General features: G+C 48.3%; 16 protein-coding genes and 1 rRNA gene. 13 read left to right on the top strand and 4 right to left on the bottom strand.

The window, feature by feature from the left end; all coding sequences use genetic code 11:
* From MO387_RS09530 to MO387_RS09540, 3 genes are all read right to left on the bottom strand, one after another.
* Nucleotides 1–225: ribosomal RNA gene (locus MO387_RS09530) — 16S ribosomal RNA — on the bottom strand; the annotation flags it as partial.
* Between the two features lie 845 nt (nt 226–1,070).
* A complete protein-coding gene (locus MO387_RS09535; protein WP_006083558.1) occupies nt 1,071–1,976 on the bottom strand; it encodes a helix-turn-helix transcriptional regulator in 906 nt (301 codons plus the stop codon).
* A gap of 70 nt (nt 1,977–2,046) precedes the next feature.
* Nucleotides 2,047–2,901, bottom strand: coding sequence for a formate dehydrogenase accessory sulfurtransferase FdhD (locus MO387_RS09540; RefSeq protein ID WP_107949775.1), 855 nt, complete (start codon nt 2,899–2,901; stop codon nt 2,047–2,049).
* A 319-nt stretch (nt 2,902–3,220) separates the two neighbouring features.
* Here MO387_RS09540 and MO387_RS09545 point away from each other — a divergent pair, with 319 nt between their 5' ends.
* The 12 genes from MO387_RS09545 to MO387_RS09600 all read left to right on the top strand — a co-directional run bounded on the left by MO387_RS09545 (nt 3,221) and on the right by MO387_RS09600 (nt 16,947).
* Nucleotides 3,221–3,685, top strand: a complete 465-nt coding sequence (locus MO387_RS09545; protein WP_006083560.1) for a DUF3305 domain-containing protein — start codon at nt 3,221–3,223, stop codon at nt 3,683–3,685.
* The gene (locus MO387_RS09550) at nt 3,685–4,350 is read left to right on the top strand and encodes a DUF3306 domain-containing protein (RefSeq protein ID WP_107949776.1); all 666 of its coding nucleotides are present in this window, start codon (nt 3,685–3,687) and stop codon (nt 4,348–4,350) included. The genes MO387_RS09545 and MO387_RS09550 overlap by 1 nt, the downstream gene beginning before the upstream one ends.
* Nucleotides 4,351–4,539: 189 nt before the next feature.
* Nucleotides 4,540–6,201 (top strand): 4Fe-4S binding protein, encoded by a 1,662-nt coding sequence (locus tag MO387_RS09555; protein ID WP_199908828.1) that lies wholly within the window; start codon nt 4,540–4,542, stop codon nt 6,199–6,201.
* A 10-nt stretch (nt 6,202–6,211) separates the two neighbouring features.
* Nucleotides 6,212–6,889 (top strand): molecular chaperone TorD family protein, encoded by a 678-nt coding sequence (locus tag MO387_RS09560; RefSeq protein ID WP_107949781.1) that lies wholly within the window; start codon nt 6,212–6,214, stop codon nt 6,887–6,889.
* Between the two features lie 174 nt (nt 6,890–7,063).
* A complete protein-coding gene (locus tag MO387_RS09565) occupies nt 7,064–7,261 on the top strand; it encodes a twin-arginine translocation signal domain-containing protein (protein ID WP_006083564.1) in 198 nt (65 codons plus the stop codon).
* A gap of 17 nt (nt 7,262–7,278) precedes the next feature.
* Nucleotides 7,279–10,131: a molybdopterin-dependent oxidoreductase gene (locus MO387_RS09570; RefSeq protein ID WP_012090497.1), complete on the top strand. Its 2,853-nt coding sequence runs from the start codon at nt 7,279–7,281 to the stop codon at nt 10,129–10,131.
* Between the two features lie 26 nt (nt 10,132–10,157).
* The gene (gene fdh3B / locus MO387_RS09575; protein WP_006083566.1) at nt 10,158–10,754 is read left to right on the top strand and encodes a formate dehydrogenase FDH3 subunit beta; all 597 of its coding nucleotides are present in this window, start codon (nt 10,158–10,160) and stop codon (nt 10,752–10,754) included.
* 49 nt (nt 10,755–10,803) lie between these two features.
* Nucleotides 10,804–11,832 (top strand): formate dehydrogenase subunit gamma, encoded by a 1,029-nt coding sequence (locus MO387_RS09580; protein ID WP_006083567.1) that lies wholly within the window; start codon nt 10,804–10,806, stop codon nt 11,830–11,832.
* A gap of 384 nt (nt 11,833–12,216) precedes the next feature.
* Nucleotides 12,217–12,417, top strand: a complete 201-nt coding sequence (locus MO387_RS09585) for a twin-arginine translocation signal domain-containing protein (RefSeq protein ID WP_006084531.1) — start codon at nt 12,217–12,219, stop codon at nt 12,415–12,417.
* 17 nt (nt 12,418–12,434) lie between these two features.
* Nucleotides 12,435–15,287, top strand: coding sequence for a molybdopterin-dependent oxidoreductase (locus MO387_RS09590; RefSeq protein WP_107949783.1), 2,853 nt, complete (start codon nt 12,435–12,437; stop codon nt 15,285–15,287).
* Nucleotides 15,288–15,316: 29 nt separating this feature from the next.
* On the top strand, nt 15,317–15,886 hold the full coding sequence (gene fdh3B, locus MO387_RS09595) for a formate dehydrogenase FDH3 subunit beta (RefSeq protein WP_105250558.1): 570 nt from the start codon (nt 15,317–15,319) through the stop codon (nt 15,884–15,886).
* 77 nt (nt 15,887–15,963) lie between these two features.
* On the top strand, nt 15,964–16,947 hold the full coding sequence (locus MO387_RS09600) for a formate dehydrogenase subunit gamma (protein WP_106649085.1): 984 nt from the start codon (nt 15,964–15,966) through the stop codon (nt 16,945–16,947).
* 80 nt (nt 16,948–17,027) lie between these two features.
* Here the strand turns inward: MO387_RS09600 and MO387_RS09605 are convergent, their stop codons facing one another.
* Nucleotides 17,028–19,085, bottom strand: coding sequence for a TonB-dependent receptor (locus MO387_RS09605; RefSeq protein ID WP_107950378.1), 2,058 nt, complete (start codon nt 19,083–19,085; stop codon nt 17,028–17,030).
* 666 nt (nt 19,086–19,751) lie between these two features.
* Here MO387_RS09605 and MO387_RS09610 point away from each other — a divergent pair.
* Complete coding sequence (locus MO387_RS09610) at nt 19,752–21,335, top strand: methyl-accepting chemotaxis protein (RefSeq protein WP_107949785.1); 1,584 nt, start codon at nt 19,752–19,754, stop codon at nt 21,333–21,335.
* The last annotated feature ends 296 nt before the right edge of the window (nt 21,336–21,631 follow it).

The following is a 21,631-nucleotide window of genomic DNA, read 5'->3' on the forward strand; positions in this document are numbered from 1 at the left end:
TCGCGGAAGGCCCGAAGGTCCCCTCCTTTCCCCCGTAGGGCGTATGCGGTATTAGCAGTCGTTTCCAACTGTTATCCCCCTCGACTGGGCAGATCCCTAGGCATTACTCACCCGTCCGCCGCTCGCCGGCAAAGATAGCAAGCTATCTTCCCGCTGCCGCTCGACTTGCATGTGTTAGGCCTGCCGCCAGCGTTCAATCTGAGCCATGATCAAACTCTTCAATTAAAGTTTTGTTGCTTCCGTCTTGCGACTTCAGCGGCTCAATGAATTCTGATTTTTTGTTTCTCGCACTCCCTATAAAAGAAGGGCTAAACAAACTGTACATATTGCTATGAACACTCATTGTTACATTGATTTAAATTTTTGACTGCCAACCCGAAGGTTAAGCAGTTTCGATTAACTCAACACCTGTGAGTGTCCACACAGATTTCTTGTTTTATCTTGTTAAAGAGCAACTCAACCTCATAAGAGAAGGTGAGTACCACACTGAGCGCCGAACGCTTCCAGTTGGCTAGGGCTGCGTATTCTACGCATTTCCCGTTTCGCGTCAAGGAGTATTTTCAACTTCTTGCTGCGATTGAATTAAGTGCCATTCTCAACAGAGAGTAAGCCATTCAATTCAACCTAACTCGTCAGCTTGCTTTCGCTGTCTGCCGTGTCAGTGGATGCGCATTATAGGGAGATTGAGAAAGTGCGCAACCCCTATTTTAAGGAAATTTGCAGTTAATTCTGATTATCTAAACTAGACACAAGATACCCACCACTTACCCCCAAAGTTATCCACAAAATAGCGTTCTTTCTGCAGTTCTACCTCATATTTTGAGGATGTAATGCATCAAGGCGAAGAGATTTACACATAGATTCTATAAAGTTTAGATAAGGATAACGGCTACTAGAGCCGAAATATCCCATCGCCATAGAAAGCCGAAATGACTCAATCAGGGACAGGGAGAGATCTCTTTAATCCTTATTTGGTAACTCGCTATATAAGTAGCAGCATAAGTAACTGTCATAAGTAGTGCAGAGATCATTCGACTCTATTCAGCTTCATCTATTTCCGAGTGAGCGGATTAGCTCGCACTCCAAAGTAATTGTCCGCAGTCGGTAAGATCATAGCCACCCAGTAGCGCCGCCATTTGCCTCGAGTGGCCGCTCGCTAACATAGTAAAGAGTTGTTGAAGCTGACGACGGAAGTAAATGCTTTGCGGCATAACAAAATCGAAGGACTCTTTAATCAGTGGCACGAAACTCAAACCACTCTCCAATGCCACCGATTGGCAACCAAAACCTATATCGGCATCACCACGGGCGATATAACCTGCCAGCTCGCGTTCACTATAGGCCGTCAGCACGACATTAAGCTGATCTAAGCGAGCACCTTGCTTTAGCAACCAATGCTCTAAATGTTGCTGGCTACCCGCGCCGCCCTGACGACTCACCCAACGCCAAGGTAAGTTCACGACTTTGTCTTCCTCTTGGCATCTGTGGTGCATATCGGCACGCATGATCAACCCTTGCTGGCGGGAGTAACCGTGCACCATGATCCATTGTTGGTGATTGTTATACCCTTTAAGTAAGGCTGGATGACGGATATTGCGATCCTCCATACTGCCCCAGTGCAAGGTACACACATCGGCATAACCTTTAGCGAGTAGCTCTAATCCTAAGCGCGAACCTGTCGCGCTGTAGCTTATCAACTCACGACTACCAACTTGTGCCATCAAGCGCGCCACCAGCATAGACAAGAGTGGATCGTCACTGCCGGTGATCAATAAACGGTCGGTGAGCATGCCGCTGTGGCACGAATCCATCACCCAACGGTCGATTAGCACTTTCGGGAATAGCCATTTACCGGTGATTTTAGTGGCGGGGAGAATTCTGTCATTGGCCATGGCGTAGACTTTTTTCTCGTTAAGATCTAAATACTCGGCCACTTGCTTCGCGCTCATGTAAACCAATTCACTGGCAGACGTCATCTTGTTTCCTTGTCTTATTCTTCATTACTGCATGGCAAGTCTTAGCATTACTGTCTTAGCTCACTTGGGGCTAAGGAGCTGTATTGGCATCAAATTGCAGATTTTCACTGCCGTGATACACCAAAAAGTGTCGACCTTTAGCGCGGGCGATAATAGTAATGCCTAACTGCTGCGCCAGTGCTAAGCCCATCTGAGTCACGCCGCTACGTGATAGCAAAATGGGGATCCCCATCTTGGCGACTTTAATCACCATTTCGGAGGTTAAGCGGCCTGTGGTATAGAAAATCTTATTATCACCACGATCCTGCGTCAGCCACATATCCCCAGCCAAGGTATCGACGGCGTTATGGCGGCCGACATCTTCAACGAAGGCCATAATCTTATCGTCTTCGCACAAACCACAGCCATGCACAGCGCCAGCATTCTTATAGGTTTCGTTATATTCGTTGATATTTTTCAATAAGCTATACAGCGTGCTTTGCTTCAAACTCGGTGTAGGTAAATTGATGTTATCTAGATCCTGCATGAAACTGCCATAAACTGTGCCTTGACCACAGCCTGACGTCACGGTTTTTTCGGAGAGTTTCTCGTCGAGATCGACAGTTTGTTCACGGGTAACCACAGCCGCAGAACTCACATCCCAATCGACGATGACAGAGTCCAGCAGGCTCACATCCGAAATAAAGCCTTGGTTCTTAAGATAACCTAACGCCAGAGACTCAGGTTTTGCCCCTAGTGTCATCAGCGTCACTATCGGACGCCAGTTTAAATAAACGGTAAGTGGACGTTCGCAGGCGACAAATTTATCTAGCACTTCCCCTGCTTCATTCACTGCTTTTACGGCAATGGTTAACGGTACTTCCGCTTGGGTTCTCACAAAAGAACACTGATGAGAGTTAACTGCAACGTCTTTATCTGTGCCCATGCTGTTTTCCGAAATCATAATACTACCGCTTAACGAGTCATGGCCTGAGCATAGCAATATTTGTACCTAGGCATAAAACTCGGGGTTAAATGCGTGATCTGCCGCAATGCTGATTTTTCATTAGCCCTTTTATGTCCCAAACAAAACCCAGCACTGGACAAAATGTCCACTTTTTAGGGGGTTTTTGATGATCTAGTTCAAACTAATACCCCATGTTTACTGGCACCAATATTGCAGTGACCTTTTATCGCAATTTGTTGGTAAAACCGATCCGTTCGATCTACGGTTCGTCCATCAACACGGCTGAGACGGAGAGACAATGCAACATACAACGAATGTTTGGCCCATGTACGTTTCACTTAAAAAAGTAGAGAAACAAGTTGGCCGCTGGACCTCAGTACAATGGGAAATTGAACACCTACTTCCCGCTACCCATCAAGCCCCTGACGACGCGACCTTAGTGCTCCTCGAACTGCACAAAGACGAGCGCGCCAGCTATCGCCTCAATCTCGATGTAGACAACGCTATGCTATATTTAGTGTGCGATGAAACGGCCGATGGCACTTGGATACCCGCAGCACTGTCGGCAGATCAAAACGTCGCCGCAGGTTGTCTTGAGGGCAATACCCCTGTTATCAACCTATTGATGCCAGAAGCCATCGCTTGTTGGATTGAAGCCTTTATCACCCAGCATGGCGAAGTCGAAATCGCCGCTCATCGCCGTAAGCATGTCGATGGCCGTAAGAATCAAGGCCCGAGTCACGATCCACTTCGGAGAGACTAATGGCTGAATCCACGCAAAAAACGGCTGGGCTACTGAGTCGCTGGAACCAGCGTCGCGAACAAGTTGCCGCTGAGCAAGCACTAGAAAATCAAGCAGCCGCGCCTCAAGCGCCGATCGCGACCGAAGCCACTGTGGCAGTTGAGCCGCTTCAATCGACAGAGCCCGCATTAGAGTCCAATACTGCCGAGCATGACGATCCGAATCGCATGCTCACGGCGGCGGATTTACCTAATCCTGACGAAATTGAAATTGGCGGTAGCTTTGCGAGTTTTATGGGCGCGAATGTTGATCCGGCGGCGAAATCTGCGGCTCTGAGAGCGCTGTGGAAACAACCGCATTTCAACGAGATAGATGGGCTTTTGGAATATGCGCTCGATTACAGTAATCAGCCCAAACTCAGCGCTGAAGTTTCAGCAGAATTAGCACAAAAAGTCTTCCGCTACATCACCAAAGACAGCGAAACGCCGGATGAAGAGTCAGCCTTAGCCAAACAAGCTGCAGAAACTAATCCATCCGCTAGTCTTGATGTAAGCGAAACCACGACTCAAGAAGTCGACACCGAATTGGCAGCAGAGCCGATAGCGGACAATTTGGATGGGGAGACTGATGACCTACCCCAAAATGCACCAGAGCCCTTGGCTCAGGCCCAAACCCGAGTTGTTTAACGTCAGTTTAGCTAATTTTAATGTCCGTAACTTTGGTATGTGAATTGCTGTACTAAGACATAAAAAAGCTTAGATAAAAGCAGAAAAGGCAATGACTTACTTATTACCAGCCGCCTAAATCTGCCCAGATACAGTAAAACAAGAAACAGCCAAAGTACTGTTCAGGAACGCAATGTGAGCACTCATTTGATGACCAATCAAACCCAAGAAGCGTTAAAACAAGCGCGGCAACAGGTGTTAGCGCAAACTCAGATGTTGCAGAATCTGATCCCGCCAACCGTCAGCTACACCACCGAAGGCAATGTCCTCATTATCGGCCCAGAAGATCTGGCTCGCCTTGCCGCGGACAAATTGTCCACTATGGCCCATCGCGTGATTTTAGCCAATGAAGCCATTACCAGCCAAGATGAAGCGCACCTTGAGCGTGTGATGGCGGCGGCAACCGATGTCGAAAGTTACTACAACAAACTCATTGGCGTAAAAGGCTTTTTAGGCCAATTCCAAGTCAGTGTTGAACATCAAGATGGCGCGGCCGAACTCAGTTTAGTGTCGATTCGTAAACCCCATTTCGATATCGTGCTCGATTTGAGCAGCACAGCTTGTTTGAACTTAGAAATGCTGCCACCCGGTTATTTCTATGTCGGTCAAGACGCTGAAAAACTCGAAGATGCCCTCGCGCAAATTCCCGATCTTGTCGGCCAATTCGATAAGCCTCGCTACGTCAAAATCAACCCAGATATTTGTGCCCATGACCGCAATGGCATCAATGGTTGTAATCGTTGCCTTAACTTTTGCCCAGCCGATGCGATTAGTAGCGTGGCGAAGAAAATTGAAATCGACCCATACCTTTGCCACGGCGCGGGCAGTTGTACCAGCGCTTGCCCAACGGGTGCCATCAGTTACGATTTACCGACGCCGCAGGCCTTACATTCATATCTGAACAAAGTCGTTAGTCGTTTCCGCGAGCACGCCCAAACCGCACCGGTAATTTTGTTCCACGACAATGCCGTCGGCGCCGACTTTATCACCGACGATCTAGCGGGTGACATTATCCCCGTCGCCCTAGAAGAAATTACCGTTGCCAGTTTAGATCATTGGCTGTCGGTACTCGCATGGGGCGCACGCCAAGTGCTGATCCTCAATACCGACGCCACAGCGCCAACCCTCACGCAAATGCTTAAAGGCGAACTTTCTTTAGCCAACAGTATTTTAGATGAGATGGGTCAGCCGCAACGTATCAGCCTCATCGACCCAAGCATGCTTGCCGATTTAGATTCGATGCTCGATATCAGCTTAGATTGGCCCGTGATCGTGCCCGCTGCATTTGCCTCGACCACTAAACGCAACACGCTATTTGAAGCGATAGATCACCTCAATAGCCAAGCGGGTGAAATCGATACTTGCCTTAGCCTCAACAACATTCCCTTTGGCAAAGTCAGCGTGAATGTCGAAAAGTGCACTATGTGTATGTCCTGCGTGGCAATTTGCCCAACCGTGGCATTGCAAGATGGCGGCGACAAACCTGCACTACACTTTATTGAGCAAAACTGCGTGCAATGCGGTTTATGTGAAGCGGCCTGTCCTGAAAAAGTGATAAGCCTAACGCCACAAATTAATTTTGATAAAGCTGCTCGTCAGCAACAACACACCCTGAAAGAAGAAGCCCCCTTCGAATGTATTCGCTGCGGCTCTCCTTTTGCGACCCAATCTATGGTGCATCGGATGCTGGATATGGTCGGCGCGCACAGCGCATTTTCTGCCAATATTGAGCGCTTGAAAATGTGTGGCGACTGCCGGGTAAAAGACATGTTTGAAGACATTCTTCAAGATCCTGAAAAGCAACTGCGATAAGAGATCCGCTATGACCGAATCAGTAAGACAAGTTTCAGAAAACGATCAGTTGAGAGCCGATATCTATCAACTGTTAGCCGCCCTATTGCGCCGTCAGCCGAGCCCTGAACTGCTGCAATTTTTGGCCAATCTTGAAATCGATGCCAATGAAGACAACGAGATGACCAAGGCTTGGTTATCCGTGCAGCTCGCCGCCCAGCAGTTCAACGATGAACAGCTTGAAGACGAGTATTTTGCGCTATTCCTTGGCGTAGGCTCTGGTGAAATCCTCCCCTATGGCAGTTGGTTTATGACAGGCTCCTTAATGGACAAACCGCTGGCATTACTGCGCCAAGACCTGATGCAACTTGGATTTGAACGCGAAGACAACGTTAAAGAACCCGAAGATCACGTGGCCGCCCTGTGTGAAGTGATGGGAACCCTGATTTTAGAAGCGCCGAGCTATCGCCAACTGGCTTTTTACCAACGCCATATCGGCAGTTGGATTGGCCGCTTCTGCGACAACTTAGCTAAAGCGCCCAGCGCTGCGTTTTACGCGACCGTCGCCCAGCTGGCAAAAGCCTTCTTTGAAATGGAAGCCAGTGCCTTTGAACAATTGAGCTTAGATATTCCCGTCAATTGCCCAGGCAGCGCCGACCTACAACCGGCCACCAGCGATTTAGCAAAACCTGTGGAATTAATGAGCTAAGACTAAGCTTAATAATAGCGCGGCATGTGCGTGTTAGATGTCAATGCTAGATGAGTTCAAGCAGCGAAGGTGAAGTCACACGCACCTTCGCAACAATAACGAAAGCTTAGGCTTTCACAATAACCGAGGTGGTCGCCGTTTGTGCCACCTTATCCCGCAACACAAGGAGACACTATGAAGAAGCCAGCTTCCGACATGGGCCGTCGTCAATTGCTCAAAGCATTGGCACTCGGCAGTGCGGCAGGCGCAGTGGTAACCGTGAGCAGTCAGGCGTTAGCTTCGACAAAAACGGCAGCAACCACAGAGCCTAAGAGTGAGAACTACCGCGAAACCGACCATATCCGTAACTATTATGCGTCGTTGAACAACTAACCAGAGGAGAGTGTGTGATGCGATTAACCCGCAAAACAGACCAGGTTGTCGAATCTAAAGCGCCAGCACTGGGTCTCAATCGTCGTCAGTTCTTAAAATCGGCAGGTCTTGCCACAGGTGGCATCGCTGCGGCGTCCATGCTGGGCACAGGCATGATGCGTAAAGCACAAGCCCAAGAAGACATAGGCCACAATGTTCCCACCGAAGTTAAACGTACCATCTGTTCTCACTGCGCCGTCGGCTGTGGTGTATATGCAGAAGTACAAAACGGCGTGTGGACAGGTCAAGAACCGGCATTTGACCATCCCTTTAACCAAGGCGGACACTGCGCGAAAGGTGCGGCACTGCGTGAGCACGGCCACGGTGAAAAACGCCTGAAATACCCAATGAAGTTAGAAGGCGGCAAGTGGAAAAAGATCTCTTGGGATCAAGCGATTAATGAAGTCGGCGACAAGATGGAAGCGATTCGTCAAGAGTCAGGTCCAGATTCCGTTTACTTTATGGGCAGCGCCAAGTTTTCGAACGAACAAGCTTATTTATATCGCAAATTAGCGGCACTGTGGGGCACGAACAACGTCGACCATTCAGCCCGTATTTGTCACTCTACCACGGTAGCCGGTGTTGCTAACACTTGGGGCTACGGTGCGCAAACCAACTCTATCAACGATATCCGCCACACTAAGTGCATCATGTTTGTGGGTTCAAACCCAAGTGAAGCGCACCCAGTGGCAATGCAACATATTCTAGTCGCCAAAGAACGCGGCGCGAAAGTGATTGTTGTTGATCCACGTTTCACCCGTACTGCAGCGAAATCTGACGAGTACGTGCATATCCGCCCAGGTACAGATATCCCCTTCATTTATGGCCTGTTATGGCACATTTTTGAAAACGGCTGGGAAGATAAAGAGTTTATCAAACAACGCGTATACGGCATCGAGCGTATCCGTGAAGAAGCCAAAAAATACACCCCAGAAGAAGTTGAACTGGTTGCAGGCGTGCCTAAGGCGCAAATGTACCGTGTGGCTAAAATGCTGGCCGAAACGAAACCCGGCACTATCGTTTGGTGTATGGGCGGTACCCAGCATCACGTCGGTAATGCCAACACCCGTTCATACTGTATTTTACAGTTAGCCCTTGGCAACATGGGGGTTTCTGGTGGCGGGACCAACATCTTCCGTGGTCACGATAACGTGCAAGGCGCGACTGACTTTGGTTTGTTATTCGACAACTTACCCGGTTACTACGGCTTAACGACAGGCGCATGGGCTCACTGGTCAAATGTATGGGATCTCGATCCTAAATGGATTGCCAGCCGTTTCGACCAAGGTGAATACCTAGGCCAAACACCACAAACCTCAGCCGGTATTCCTTGCTCTCGCTGGCACGATGGGGTGTTAGAAGATAAAACCAAAATTGCGCAGAAAGACAACATCCGTCTGGCGTTCTTCTGGGGACAATCGGTTAACACTGAAACCCGTGGTCGTGAAGTGCGTGAAGCATTGAACAAGATGGATACTGTGGTTGTGGTCGATCCTTTCCCAACCATGGCAGGTGTTATGCACCAACGTAAAGACGGTGTGTATCTATTGCCTGCGGCGACGCAATTCGAAACCTATGGTTCAGTATCGGCCTCAAACCGTTCGCTCCAATGGCGTACTAAAGTCATCGAGCCACTGTTTGAGTCTCTGCCCGATCACATCATCATGTACAAGTTCGCTAAAAAATGGGGCGTTGAAAAAGAATTCTGTAAGCACATTCAAGTGAATGGCGAAGAGCCTTTGATTGAAGATGTGACCCGCGAATTCAATACCGGTATGTGGACTGTGGGTTACACAGGTCAAAGCCCTGAGCGTTTGAAAATGCACCAAGAAAACTGGGGCACTTTCGATGTCAATAATCTAACAGCACCAGGCGGCCCTGCTAAGGGTGAAGTCTACGGTTTACCTTGGCCATGTTGGGGTACACCAGAGATGAAACATCCTGGTACCCAGATCCTGTACGATCAATCAAAACACGTGAAAGACGGTGGCGGTAACTTCCGTGCCCGTTACGGTGTTGAGCATGATGGCGTCAACATTCTTGCCGAAGGTTCTTTCTCTAAAGGCAGTGAGATTCAAGATGGTTATCCTGAATTCTCCGCCGACATGCTCAAGCAATTGGGTTGGTGGGATGAACTTACAGATGCAGAGAAAAAACGCGCCGAAGGCAAAAACTGGAAAACTGACATTTCTGGTGGCATCCAACGTGTTGCGATCAAGCATGGCTGTATTCCCTATGGTAATGCTAAAGCCCGTTGTATCGTTTGGACTTTCCCAGATGATATCCCGAAACATCGCGAACCACTTTACACTCCTCGTCGTGACTTAGTCGCCAAGTACCCAACCTACGAAGACCGTATGGTTGCGCGTCTGCCGACCTTGTATAAGTCAATCCAGGATAAGGACTTTACCCAAGGCTTCCCACTGACACTGACCTCTGGTCGTCTAGTGGAATACGAAGGTGGCGGTGAAGAATCCCGTTCTAACCCTTGGCTTGCTGAGCTGCAACAAGAAATGTTCATCGAGATGAACCCTGCGGATGCTGCGGATCGCGGCGTGCGTGACGGTGACAATGTCTTTGTGCATGGCCCAGAAGGCGCCAAGATCACGGTTAAGGCTATGGTGACACCGCGTGTTATTGCCGGTGAATGTTTTATGCCATACCACTTTGCTGGTGTGTTTGAAGGCGAAAGCCTAGCGAAAAACTATCCTGAAGGCACAGTGCCTTACGTGATAGGCGAATCGGCAAACACCATTTTAACTTATGGCTACGACGTTGTGACTCAGATGCAAGAAACTAAGTCCAGCCTATGCCAAATCAGCAAAGCCTAACCTACTTGATGAGGAGATAAGCCATTATGGCAGTCATGAAATTTCTGTGTGACACCAAGCGCTGCATCGAGTGTAACGGTTGTGTCACTGCATGTAAGAACGAAAACGACTCCGCTCTCGAGTGGGGAATCCAACGTCGCCGCGTGGTGACGATTAACGATGGTCTACCTGGCGAAGCTTCTATTTCAGTGGCATGTATGCACTGTACTGATGCTCCCTGCATGGCCGTATGTCCGGCAGATTGTTTCTATCGTACCGAAGACGGCATAGTGCTACACAACAAAGATACCTGTATCGGTTGTGGTTATTGCTTCTATGCTTGTCCATTTGGTGCACCGCAATTCCCGAAAAAGACTGCCTTTGGTAGTCGTGGCAAGATGGACAAGTGTACTTTCTGCGCCGGTGGCCCAGAAGAAACCTTCTCCGAAGCCGAGCGTAAAAAATACGGCGCAAACCGTATTGCTGAGGGCAAGTTACCTATGTGTGCTGAGCTTTGTTCGACAAAAGCTCTGCTCGCGGGTGATGCGGAAGTGGTATCCAATATCTACCGTCAACGTATGGCCTCTCGTGGCAATCCTAACGTGATTTGGGGTTACAACCCCAAGACAGGTGAGATTAACTAAGCAGAGCGAGGGTTAGGGAGTCATCCCTAACCTCTGGCAAGGAGTGAAAATGTTAAACAAACAGTTAAACAAATCACTGCGCAGTCTGTTTGCTCTGTTGGTGCTCGTCATGGGATTGGGATTAGGTTCAGTAATGAGCGCAAGCCCAGTACACGCAAGTGATCAGCAATCGAGTCAACAACAGGCGAAAGCGCAAACCAGCGATGCCGATCTTTGGCGGGCGGTAAAAGCAGGCGATGCCGGCTATACCACTGCTAAAGGGATAGATACTGGGGTGTTGATTAACGTTGCCGGTAACCAAGGTAAAGAACTGAGAAACCAATATCTGACCCCGATTATGGCTTTGGCCGTTGTCGGTGTGTTCGGGGCTTTCTTATTGTTTTATCTGGTGAATGGTCCATCAAAACTCAGCAAAGGCTTTTCAGGCAAGTTAGTGGCACGTTGGTCTAAGGCGGATCTGTGGATCCACTGGATCATGGCGAGCAGCTGCCTGACACTGATGTTTACCGGTTTAACCATAATGTTAGGTAAGCATGTTGTTCAACCAATGTTAGGGCCTGATCTGTGGGCGCCATTGATCTACGGCAGCAAAACCATCCACGATTGGGCTGGTCCCATTTTTATCGCAGCTTGGGCTGTCTGTGTCGTCAAATGGATGCCACTACAAACCTTCAAGATGTATGATTTGAAATGGTTTTTAGTGGTAGGTGGTTATATCAACTTTGGCCCATTCAAAGGTAAACACCCCGACAGTGGTTTTGCTAACGCCGGTGAAAAAATGTGGTTCTGGACCCTGATGTTGTTTGGTTTATTTATCAGTGTTTCTGGCATCATGTTGGTGTTACCTGGCTTAGACTTACCGCGCGAAGCCTCCATGGGCGCGCTACTGATCCACTCTATCAGCGCCATTATTCTGATTGCCTTTACCATAGTGCATATTTGGATGGCGACCGTACTCAGCGAAGGCGGTATGGAGTGTATGAAGTCAGGCTATTGTGATGAAAACTGGGCAATCCAGCACCACAATCTCTGGTATGACGAAATCAAAGCCAACGGCAACTTAAAATATAAAGACTAAGTTAAACCGCAGCTTTTAGGTCCTTAAAACACCCCGCCATGCGGGGTGTTCTTTTATCTGTACTTCATTAGACAATACAAAAACTTAACACCTGAAACACCATGATACAAAAAGCCGCCAGCGCCCTGCTCCTAAGGGAGTTGTGAAACTATGAGCGAGTTAACGCTTTAAGAGTACGGCAGCCGATTTCAACACTGCAAACTGTCCTAGATCAATTCCTACTCAACCCTTTCCTACTATATTGCCGTCACGCGCGATGATTGATGGCAAACAAGATGATTTCATTATCTTTTCCACCGCTAATCTTCACTTTTTGATAACAAGATGAATCCCACAAAAAGCCGTGCGATCTCAAAAAACTAAACCCTAATTTCAGGAGTCAGCATGAAGCAGCAACCCAGCGATTTATCTCGCCGATCTTTGCTCAAAGCGCTCACCGTCGGCAGCGTAGCGGGTGCCGCGATTGCCGCAACCGGCATGAGCGTGGCACAGGCCAGCGAGAGCAGCAAGGTAACCACCAAAGCGTCAAAGGGTTACCACGAAACTGCGCACATCAGCAGCTATTACAATAGCTTGCGCAGCTAATCTAGGAGAAGTCAGCGATGAAGTTAACTCGCAAGTCTAGTGTCGCCCCAGTGGCAGACAAACCGGCGTTAGGCATTAGCCGTCGTCAATTTATGAAGCACGCAGGTATTGCCACTGGTGGTATTGCGGCGGCATCACTAATGGGCACAGGCATGATGCGTCGCGTCGAAGCCAAAGAAGTGCCGCATGATGCCCCTATCGAAGTCAAACGTACTATTTGTAGTGCCTGCGCCGTCGGTTGTGGTCTGTATGCTGAAGTACAAAATGGCGTGTGGACGGGTCAAGAACCCGCATTCGATCACCCCTTCAACGCCGGCGGTCACTGTGCTAAAGGTGCGGCACTGCGTGAACATGGTCACGGTGAAAAACGCCTGAAATATCCAATGAAATTGGTTGATGGCAAGTGGAAAAAAATCTCTTGGGAAGATGCGATTAACGAAGTGGGCGACCAAATGCTCAACATTCGGAAAGAATCCGGCCCAGACTCAGTGTACTTCATGGGTAGCGCTAAATTCTCAAACGAAGGTTGTTACATGTACCGCAAACTAGCGGCCATGTGGGGCACAAACAACGTCGACCATTCAGCTCGTATTTGTCACTCTACCACGGTAGCCGGTGTTGCTAACACTTGGGGCTACGGTGCGCAAACTAACTCCTTTAACGATATCCAAAACGCGAATGCGATTTTCTTTATCGGTGCCAACCCTGCAGAAGCCCACCCAGTGGCGATGCAACATATTCTGATCGCGAAAGAAAGAAACAACGCTAAGTTGATCGTGGTTGATCCACGTTTCTCTCGTACTGCGGCGCATTCAGATCTGCACTGCGCATTGCGTCCAGGTACAGATATTCCTTTTATTTACGGTATGTTATGGCACATTTTTGAAAACGGTTGGGAAGATAAAACCTTTATCCAACAACGTGTTTTTGAGATGGATACCATTCGCGCCGAAGCGAAAAAATTCCCACCTAAAGAAGTGGAAAACATCACTGGCGTGAGCGAAGCCGAGGTTTATCAAGCCGCAAAACTGATGGCAGAAAACCGTCCAGGTACTGTGATTTGGTGTATGGGTGGTACTCAGCACCACGTCGGTAACGCTAACACCCGTGCTTACTGTATTCTGCAATTAGCCTTAGGCAACATGGGCGTTTCTGGCGGCGGTACTAACATTTTCCGTGGCCACGATAACGTGCAAGGCGCGACTGACTTAGGTTTGTTATTCGATAACTTACCGGGTTACTACGGCTTAACAACAGGTGCTTGGACCCACTGGACCCACGTGTGGGATCTGGACATGGAATGGATGAAGAGCCGTTTCGATCAAGGCACTTATCTTGGCCGTGAACCTATGACTACGCCGGGTATCCCTTGTTCTCGCTGGCACGATGGTGTGCTAGAAGAAAAAGGCAAACTCGCGCAGCAAGATAACATTCGCATGGCGTTTTTCTGGGGACAATCGGTGAACACAGAAACCCGCCAACGTGACGTGCGTGATGCCTTAGACAAGATGGACACTGTGGTGGTGGTCGATCCATTCCCAACGATGGCAGGTGTGATGCATCGCCGTAAGAATGGTGTTTACTTGCTACCAGCAGCGACACAGTTTGAAACTGAAGGCTCAGTGTCAAACTCTGGCCGCAGTCAGCAATGGCGCGAAAAAGTCATAGAGCCATTGTTTGAATCTAAAACCGATATCGAAATTATGTATCGCTTAGCGCAAAAACTAGGGTTTGCTGAGCAGTACACTAAACGCATCGCCAAAGAAAATGATTTGCCTGTGATTGAAGACATCACCCGCGAAATCAACCGCGGTATGTGGACTATCGGTATGACGGGCCAAAGCCCTGAACGCCTGAAACTGCACACCCAAAACTGGGGCACCTTCAGCAATAAGACGCTCGAAGCTGCAGGCGGCCCAGCGAAAGGCGAAACCTACGGTTTACCTTGGCCATGTTGGGGCACACCAGAAGCGAAACACCCTGGCACCCAAATTCTGTATAACCAATCGAAACACGTTAAAGACGGTGGTGGTAACTTCCGCGCCCGTTATGGTGTTGAATACAATGGTAAAAACCTATTGGCCGAAGGCTCTTTCTCTAAAGGTGCTGAAATCCAAGACGGTTACCCAGAGTTCTCCGATAAGCTGCTCAAACAACTCGGTTGGTGGGATGATCTGACTGCTGCAGAAAAAGCCGAAGCCGAAGGCCGCAACTGGAAGACAGACTTGTCAGGCGGCATAGTACGCGTGGCGATCAAGCACGGTTGCATTCCCTTTGGTAACGCCAAAGCACGTTGTATTGTTTGGACTTTCCCAGACCAAGTACCTGTGCACCGTGAGCCGTTATACACGCCACGCCGTGACTTAGTGGCAAAATACCCTACCTATGCCGACATGCAAGTGCACCGTCTGCCAACTCTGTATAAGTCAATCCAAGACAAAGACATGAGCGGCAAGTATCCACTGGCACTGACCTCAGGTCGACTAGTGGAATACGAAGGTGGCGGTGAAGAATCTCGTTGTAACCCTTGGCTAGCAGAACTTCAACAGGAAATGTTTGTTGAGATAAGCCCTGCCGATGCTGCTGATCGCGGTATTCGTAACGGTGATTTCGTGTGGTTAGAAGGCGCCGAAGGTGGCCGCATTAAGGTACAAGCTATGGTGACGCCACGCGTTAAACCTGGCGTGACCTTTATGCCATATCACTTTGCGGGTGTGATGCATGGCGAAAGTTTAGCGCCTAATTATCCAGAGGGCACAGTGCCTTACGTTATCGGTGAATCCGCTAACACTGCGCTGACCTATGGTTATGACCCTGTGACACAAATGCAGGAAACCAAGGCATCACTGTGTCAGATCGTTAAAGCGTAAGTGCAGCTTAAGCTAGGAGAATTGCCATTATGGCTACAATGAAATTTTTGTGTGATACCAAGCGCTGCATCGAATGTAACGGTTGTGTCACTGCCTGTAAAAACGAAAACGACTCCGCTCTCGAGTGGGGTATCCAACGCCGCCGCGTCGTGACCATTAACGATGGTCAACGCGGAGAAGCCTCTATCTCTGTCGCCTGTATGCATTGCTCAGACGCGCCATGTATGGCGGTTTGCCCTGCAAACTGCTTCTACAGAACTGACGACGGCATAGTGCTACACGACAAAGATGCCTGTATTGGTTGCGGTTACTGCTTGTACGCCTGTCCGTTTGGCGCACCTCAGTTCCCGAAAAAAGGGGCCTTTGGTAGCCGCGGTAAGATGGATAAATGTACCTTCTGTGCCGGCGGCCCAGAAGAAAACCACTCAGATGCAGAGCGCCAAAAATACGGTTCAAACCGTATTGCCGAAGGCAAACTGCCTATGTGTGCAGAACTGTGTGCGACTAAAGCCCTGTTAGCGGGTGATGCAGAGGTGGTTTCTAGCATCTTCCGTGAGCGCGTGGCTTACCGTGGCGCTAAAAACGCGGCTTGGAATTAATTCAGGTCAACAGGATCTGTCCACAGACTTAGCTTGGCGCCTGCAGGCAGGCGCCACTAAGCGAGAGAGGATGTATGATGAACAAATGGTTCAAACACATAGGCTTAGCCATAGCACTGTTATTTAGTGCCGTGTGTCTAGCCAATGGTGGTGATGACCAAGCGCTCCAACCTCAAGCCTCTGATGCCCAAATTTGGGCACAGCTAAAGGATGGCGCCACGGGATACACTACCTCCCAAAGCGAGTTCCACGCCCAACCGATCAATACCTATGATCTGCGGGTGCTCGAACTACGTAGCGACTGGTTAGCACCGGCCTTAATGGCAGCGCTATTTGGCATGATCATTATCTTTGTCTTATTTATCAAGGTGAACGGCATCTCCAAGCTACACCATGGTTTTTCAGGCAAGTTAGTGCATCGCTGGTCTAAGTTTGACGTTTCAATCCACTGGTTAGGCGCAATCCCGTGCTTGCTGTTGATTTTAACAGGCTTAACCTTGCTAGCGGGTCGCTTCTTCTTCCAACCTTGGCTCAGCGAAGGCATATGGGAAGCTATCGTCTATGGCGCTAAGCAAATCCATGACGTGATGGCGATTCCCTTCATGATAGGTTGGGCATTAATGACCACCCTATGGGCGAAAAACCAGCTACCAAAAATGTACGACGTGAAGTGGTTCTTAGTGGTCGGTGGTTACATTAACTTTGGCCCGTTTAAAGGTAAGCACCCAGACGCAGGTTTTGCCAACGCCGGTGAGAAAATGTGGTTCTGGGCCTTTGCCCTGTTCGGATTAGTGATTTCAGCCTCGGGCATGTTGTTACTGTTCCCAAATCTTTTCGAACCAAGCCGTACATTAAGCTTGATCGCACTCGTGCTGCACTCAGTGAGCGCCATAGTGATCTGTGCTTTCTCTATCGTGCATATCTTCATGGCAACGGTAATGTCTGAAGGCGGTATGGAGTGTATGGTGTCCGGTTATTGTGATGAAAACTGGGCAACTCAACACCACAACCTGTGGTACGACGAAATCAAAGCCAATGGCACTTTGACATATAAAGAGTAAAAGTCGCTGAAAATACAAAACCTCCACAGCATGCTGTGGAGGTTTTTTTATGGGTAAAATAAGTGCGTTAAATCGAGCGCTTAAAAGCGGTACATCACAGAGACACCCAGATTTCTGGGGTCGATAATCGCCGCATAACCATCGGGGTAACTGCGGCTGGCGGGTTCATTTACCGTCAATGCTTGCTCATCAAACAGGTTGTTTATAAAACCGCTGACTCTCCAACTATCGGTTTGATAATCGAGGCTTAAGCGAGCCACCACATAGTCACCAGCCACCCGTGATTCGGTATTATTGATATCCGCAAAATACTCACCCACATAGTTGCCTGAAAATCCGAAAGAAAACGCATCGCCCAACCAATATTTTAAGCCCGCATTGGCGGTCATGTGCGGCGCCGAGTTCAGCTGATTGCCGATAATGTCACCATAGCTAGGATCCGCTTGTTTGATCTCACTATCGAGCAAACCTACGCCCGAAATAAATTGCAGGTTTTCGGTTAACATGGCACTAAATTCAGCCTCAATACCGTAGCTGACCGCTTTATCGATATTGGTAATTTTGCGGGCGCTATTAGACGCTTGATAACCATCAAAATCGTTGTAGAAGAGGTTGGCACTCAAGTTAACATCGCCATTGGCAAATGAGCTGCGACTGCTGAGTTCATAGGTATTGACGTACTCTTCGTCGTAATAGTAATACTCACTTTCGGCTAACGACAGCGCACCGCCGCCCGAGTTATAACCCCGGCGAACACTGGCCGCCAAGGTCGTGCTGTCATTCAGCGCATATTGCAACACCAGCTTCGGCAGGGTGACGGTATTGGCATCGTCGAGTTTTTCCTGCAATTGGCTGCCCTGATAGAGCATATTGAAGTTACGTAATTGCTCGTCACGCATCACGCGGCCGCCGACAGTAACCCAGAGTGACTCGGCAAGCCCATAGGTTATTTCACCGTAAATGGAGGTGGACTTAGTGCTGTCATCACCACTGTAAACGGAACTGCCAGTACTGCCAAAATCTTGGCTGCGTTTAAAGTACGCTAAACCCACAAAGCCGTTGAAGTCTTTATCTTTAAGGCCAAAGCTGTATTTACCATCGACAGTGTAACTCTGGTCGCTCATATCCACATATTGCTGCGCCGTGACAAGGGGTTCATAGGATTCAAAGCCCCAGTCATAATCCATATAAGCGACGATAAGATCTAAGGCGCGCCCTTCACCGAGGTCATAATCAACTTTCACTGAGTGAGTCGTCGATTTAGTCTCGATATATCGCTGGAAAATAGGCTTAAACGCCCAAGGATCATCACCGGTAAAATAGTTACGCCCAGAGTCACCTTTCTCATCATTGTATGAAAAGCTGTAGAGCACTTTGAGATCTTCAATCGCACTCGGCTGCCACAGGAATTTGCCGCGCCAGCGATTGGTGATCAGTTCATTTTGATCAAAAGTGGCGGGATTAGTCTCGTATTCCAAGCCTTTATTGTAGGTTTGGCCTGTCACATTTTGTCCACTCACCCTAAATGCCAACTCATCATCGAGGATCGGGCCTGAGAGCATCACAGCACTGTCGATAAAGTTATCTTGATTACGATAACCGACACGAGCCGCACCTTGCCAATCGAAGGTTGGATCTTCGGTTTTAATAAACACTGTGCCGCCAATGCTGTTACGGCCGTTAATCGTCGATTGTGGGCCGCGGTACACCTCAATTTGTTGGATATCCCACAGACCAGTATCACCAGTAAGATCGGCAACAAAAGGCTCAGCAACCCCATCGACTAAGGTGGATACCCGCGCCCGAGCGCCTCCGGTAAAAGAGTTAAATCCAGAGGCTGAGCCGTTACCTGAAACCCCACGGATATCCGGCACAGAACCCGATAGCACCACCACGTTAGGTACTTCAGATAAAGCACTCGAGGTGGATTGATATTGACCGCTGTCGAGCGCTTCCTTGTCGATCACCGAAATAGAAGAGGTTGTATCCTTAAGACTACGCTCAATCTTTTCACCATAAACAGTAATCTTCTCAATAGGTTCAGAAGATTCAGCATCTACGCCTGCATAAGCTGAAGATATCAACAAACTCGAAACTATTGCGGCAATTGCACTTTTTTTAAACGCCCTGCATTCCATAAAAACCTCGACAGCAATCATTGATTAAACGGTGTTAGCTTGAAATGCCGACAATCTACATTAAAACAATCTTAAATCCAAATGATAACCAATATCATTTACATTAAGCTTGTGACTTTGTGACTGACCGCAAATTTGCGTGTGATGATAAGTAAAAGAGTGAACCGGGAATAAGTGCGACTTACGTTGACAGGGGCTAGAGCTTGTTGACGTTTTGAGATTAAATTTTGTTCGCCATGGCAAGCTCGTGATCGCGAAACAAAGAGTGAAGTGCCGTTATTCCTCCCACCTGAGGAGCAGATCGTGTAATTGATAGTACGAGCAGAAGCTTGCCAGACAAACCCTTTGGACAGCGTTTGCGTGTTTTGCGATCTGCGTCACAATCGCCTTTTGCACTGTTAATAAACTGTAGAATGGCGGCTAACCCTGCTTTATTTTTACCTTAAAAATCAATTAACTGAGATATTATTGAATTTTAATTACACAACAGATAACAACCAGGAGGTTATTTCAAACCAACAAAATAATAACAACCCATTTAAAAACATAAATTTACGCCAAAAAGGCTCAGAATATCACCTTGCGACTGTGTAATACCAAGCGTTAAAATGGCCGCTATATGTAATTTAATTACACCTCTCTCGATTTATACCTCAGTAGGCCACCATGTTTAACAATGCAAAAACCAGCACATTGACGGCGCTGCCTTCAGTATTTTCGAGTATTCTATTGATCATTATCGGTATTTTCTCCTATCGGGGCTTTGCCGAACTCAATGACACCAGCAGCAAACTGATCAACAATACCCAGCTCGCCGAAACCTTCACTAGTGTGCGTGAATCCTTCTTTGAACTGCGTTTAGCAACATTAGTCCATAACACTGACGCCATCAGCTCACAACAACGAAATGTGCAGCTGCTCATAGAGAAACTCGCAAACTTCAACACCGATTTTATGGGGCCAGATGCCAGAACGATCCGCACGCTGTTGCCGCAAATTGAGCAATATGTGCGTCTGTATCAGCAAGAAATCAACTACGCCAAACAAACTGGCGCAGAGCCTGAACTAACACTCGAGCGCAAGGCACTTGGACCCAAAGTAAGCAATGAGATTAATCAATTAGTTAAGTTGATCACTCAGCGAAACCATGATCTTGGCAAACAAGCCGAAGACAAAGTGAACGCCACCGAGGCATTGCTCCTTGGCCTAATCCTAATTGCCATCGTCGCCTCACTTCTCAGCGCGCTCTTTATGAGCAAACGCTTAGTCCGAATCGTCAATGACATTAAGCTGGTAATGGAACGCCTAGCCAATGGCGACCTGACACATAAGACAAACATAAAGGGTGACAACGAACTCTGCTCACTCGCCACCGATCTCGATCGCGTTATCGATAATCTACGCCATATCATCTCAGATATTACCCAAGCCTCAGATCACATGTCTGACCAAATTGGCCAACTGAATGTGCAGTCCAATACTAATAGTGGTGCGCTACAAACTCACGCAGTTGAAACCGACCAAGTCGTAACGGCCATGACAGAAATGAGCGCGACTGCCCATAACGTTGCAGGTGATGCCGCGTCTGCAGCCCAGTTTACTCAGCAAGCCAATGAACAAGCTGATAAATCGAAGAAAGCCGTTGAACAGGCCGCCAACACTGTGATTGCCTTGGTGACTAAAGTCGATGTAGCAGCCGATGCGATTAATGATATGAACGAAAACACTCGTCATATAGCCGCGATTTTGAATGTAATAGGTGAAATTGCCGATCAGACCAATCTGCTCGCGCTTAATGCAGCCATCGAAGCCGCCCGTGCAGGTGAACAAGGTCGAGGCTTTGCTGTTGTCGCCGATGAAGTGCGTACACTGGCCGCTCGTACTCAAGCCAGTACATCCGAGATCAATCAGATGCTTGAACGTTTACGCCGCGGTGCCGATGCAGCCGTGACCGCAATGGAGCAAACCAAACACAGTTGCCAACAAGCCGCCGACACAACCACTCTGGTAACGGAAAACCTCGATACCCTGACCGCTTATGTGTTCGATATTAATGGGCTCAGCACTCAAATTGCCACCGCCGCCGAAGAGCAAAGCGCCGTGACCGAAGAAATAAACCGTAATCTGACCACCATTCGTGAAATGGTCGATGAACTGAATCAAAGCGGTAAAGCCACCCTTAATAGCGCAACCTCTTTGGCCGCGACGAAAGAACAACTCGTCGGCGTGGTCGCGCATTTTAAGCTTTAAGTTTACTGAACTAAGCTTTTAAACCTGCGGCCTAATAACAAAAATTATTAGGCCGCAGATTTTTTTGATGAAAAACAAAAAGAATCACACCTCCAATATAAATCGCTGTCAGGAAACCTAAGTGATTTAGAAAATATAATCATGATAATCAATTGTTTATATTATATTAAACATCAATAAAACGTCTCACTCAGCCACTCAACTACACCATAATCAGCTTCCATGTAACGCCCACACACCGTATTCGTACTCGATACGTTAAGCGGCACACTTGTCACATTTAGTTCACAGCCTAA

Origin of the sequence: Shewanella sp. N2AIL, from assembly GCF_022690845.1 — a bacterium.
Taxonomy (GTDB): domain Bacteria; phylum Pseudomonadota; class Gammaproteobacteria; order Enterobacterales; family Shewanellaceae; genus Shewanella; species Shewanella baltica.

Bases quoted from the DNA above. Each gene is read 5' to 3' on its own strand.
- MO387_RS09555 (WP_199908828.1), top strand. From the start codon at position 4,540: ATGACCAATCAAACCCAAGAAGCGTTAAAACAAGCGCGGCAACAGGTG.
- MO387_RS09545 (WP_006083560.1), top strand. From the start codon at position 3,221: ATGCAACATACAACGAATGTTTGGCCCATGTACGTTTCACTTAAAAAA.
- MO387_RS09605 (WP_107950378.1), bottom strand. From the start codon at position 19,085: ATGGAATGCAGGGCGTTTAAAAAAAGTGCAATTGCCGCAATAGTTTCG.
- MO387_RS09610 (WP_107949785.1), top strand. From the start codon at position 19,752: ATGTTTAACAATGCAAAAACCAGCACATTGACGGCGCTGCCTTCAGTA.
- fdh3B (WP_105250558.1), top strand. From the start codon at position 15,317: ATGGCTACAATGAAATTTTTGTGTGATACCAAGCGCTGCATCGAATGT.
- MO387_RS09590 (WP_107949783.1), top strand. From the start codon at position 12,435: ATGAAGTTAACTCGCAAGTCTAGTGTCGCCCCAGTGGCAGACAAACCG.
- MO387_RS09580 (WP_006083567.1), top strand. From the start codon at position 10,804: ATGTTAAACAAACAGTTAAACAAATCACTGCGCAGTCTGTTTGCTCTG.
- MO387_RS09585 (WP_006084531.1), top strand. From the start codon at position 12,217: ATGAAGCAGCAACCCAGCGATTTATCTCGCCGATCTTTGCTCAAAGCG.
- MO387_RS09540 (WP_107949775.1), bottom strand. From the start codon at position 2,901: ATGGGCACAGATAAAGACGTTGCAGTTAACTCTCATCAGTGTTCTTTT.
- fdh3B (WP_006083566.1), top strand. From the start codon at position 10,158: ATGGCAGTCATGAAATTTCTGTGTGACACCAAGCGCTGCATCGAGTGT.
- MO387_RS09570 (WP_012090497.1), top strand. From the start codon at position 7,279: ATGCGATTAACCCGCAAAACAGACCAGGTTGTCGAATCTAAAGCGCCA.
- MO387_RS09600 (WP_106649085.1), top strand. From the start codon at position 15,964: ATGAACAAATGGTTCAAACACATAGGCTTAGCCATAGCACTGTTATTT.
- MO387_RS09565 (WP_006083564.1), top strand. From the start codon at position 7,064: ATGAAGAAGCCAGCTTCCGACATGGGCCGTCGTCAATTGCTCAAAGCA.
- MO387_RS09550 (WP_107949776.1), top strand. From the start codon at position 3,685: ATGGCTGAATCCACGCAAAAAACGGCTGGGCTACTGAGTCGCTGGAAC.
- MO387_RS09535 (WP_006083558.1), bottom strand. From the start codon at position 1,976: ATGACGTCTGCCAGTGAATTGGTTTACATGAGCGCGAAGCAAGTGGCC.
- MO387_RS09560 (WP_107949781.1), top strand. From the start codon at position 6,212: ATGACCGAATCAGTAAGACAAGTTTCAGAAAACGATCAGTTGAGAGCC.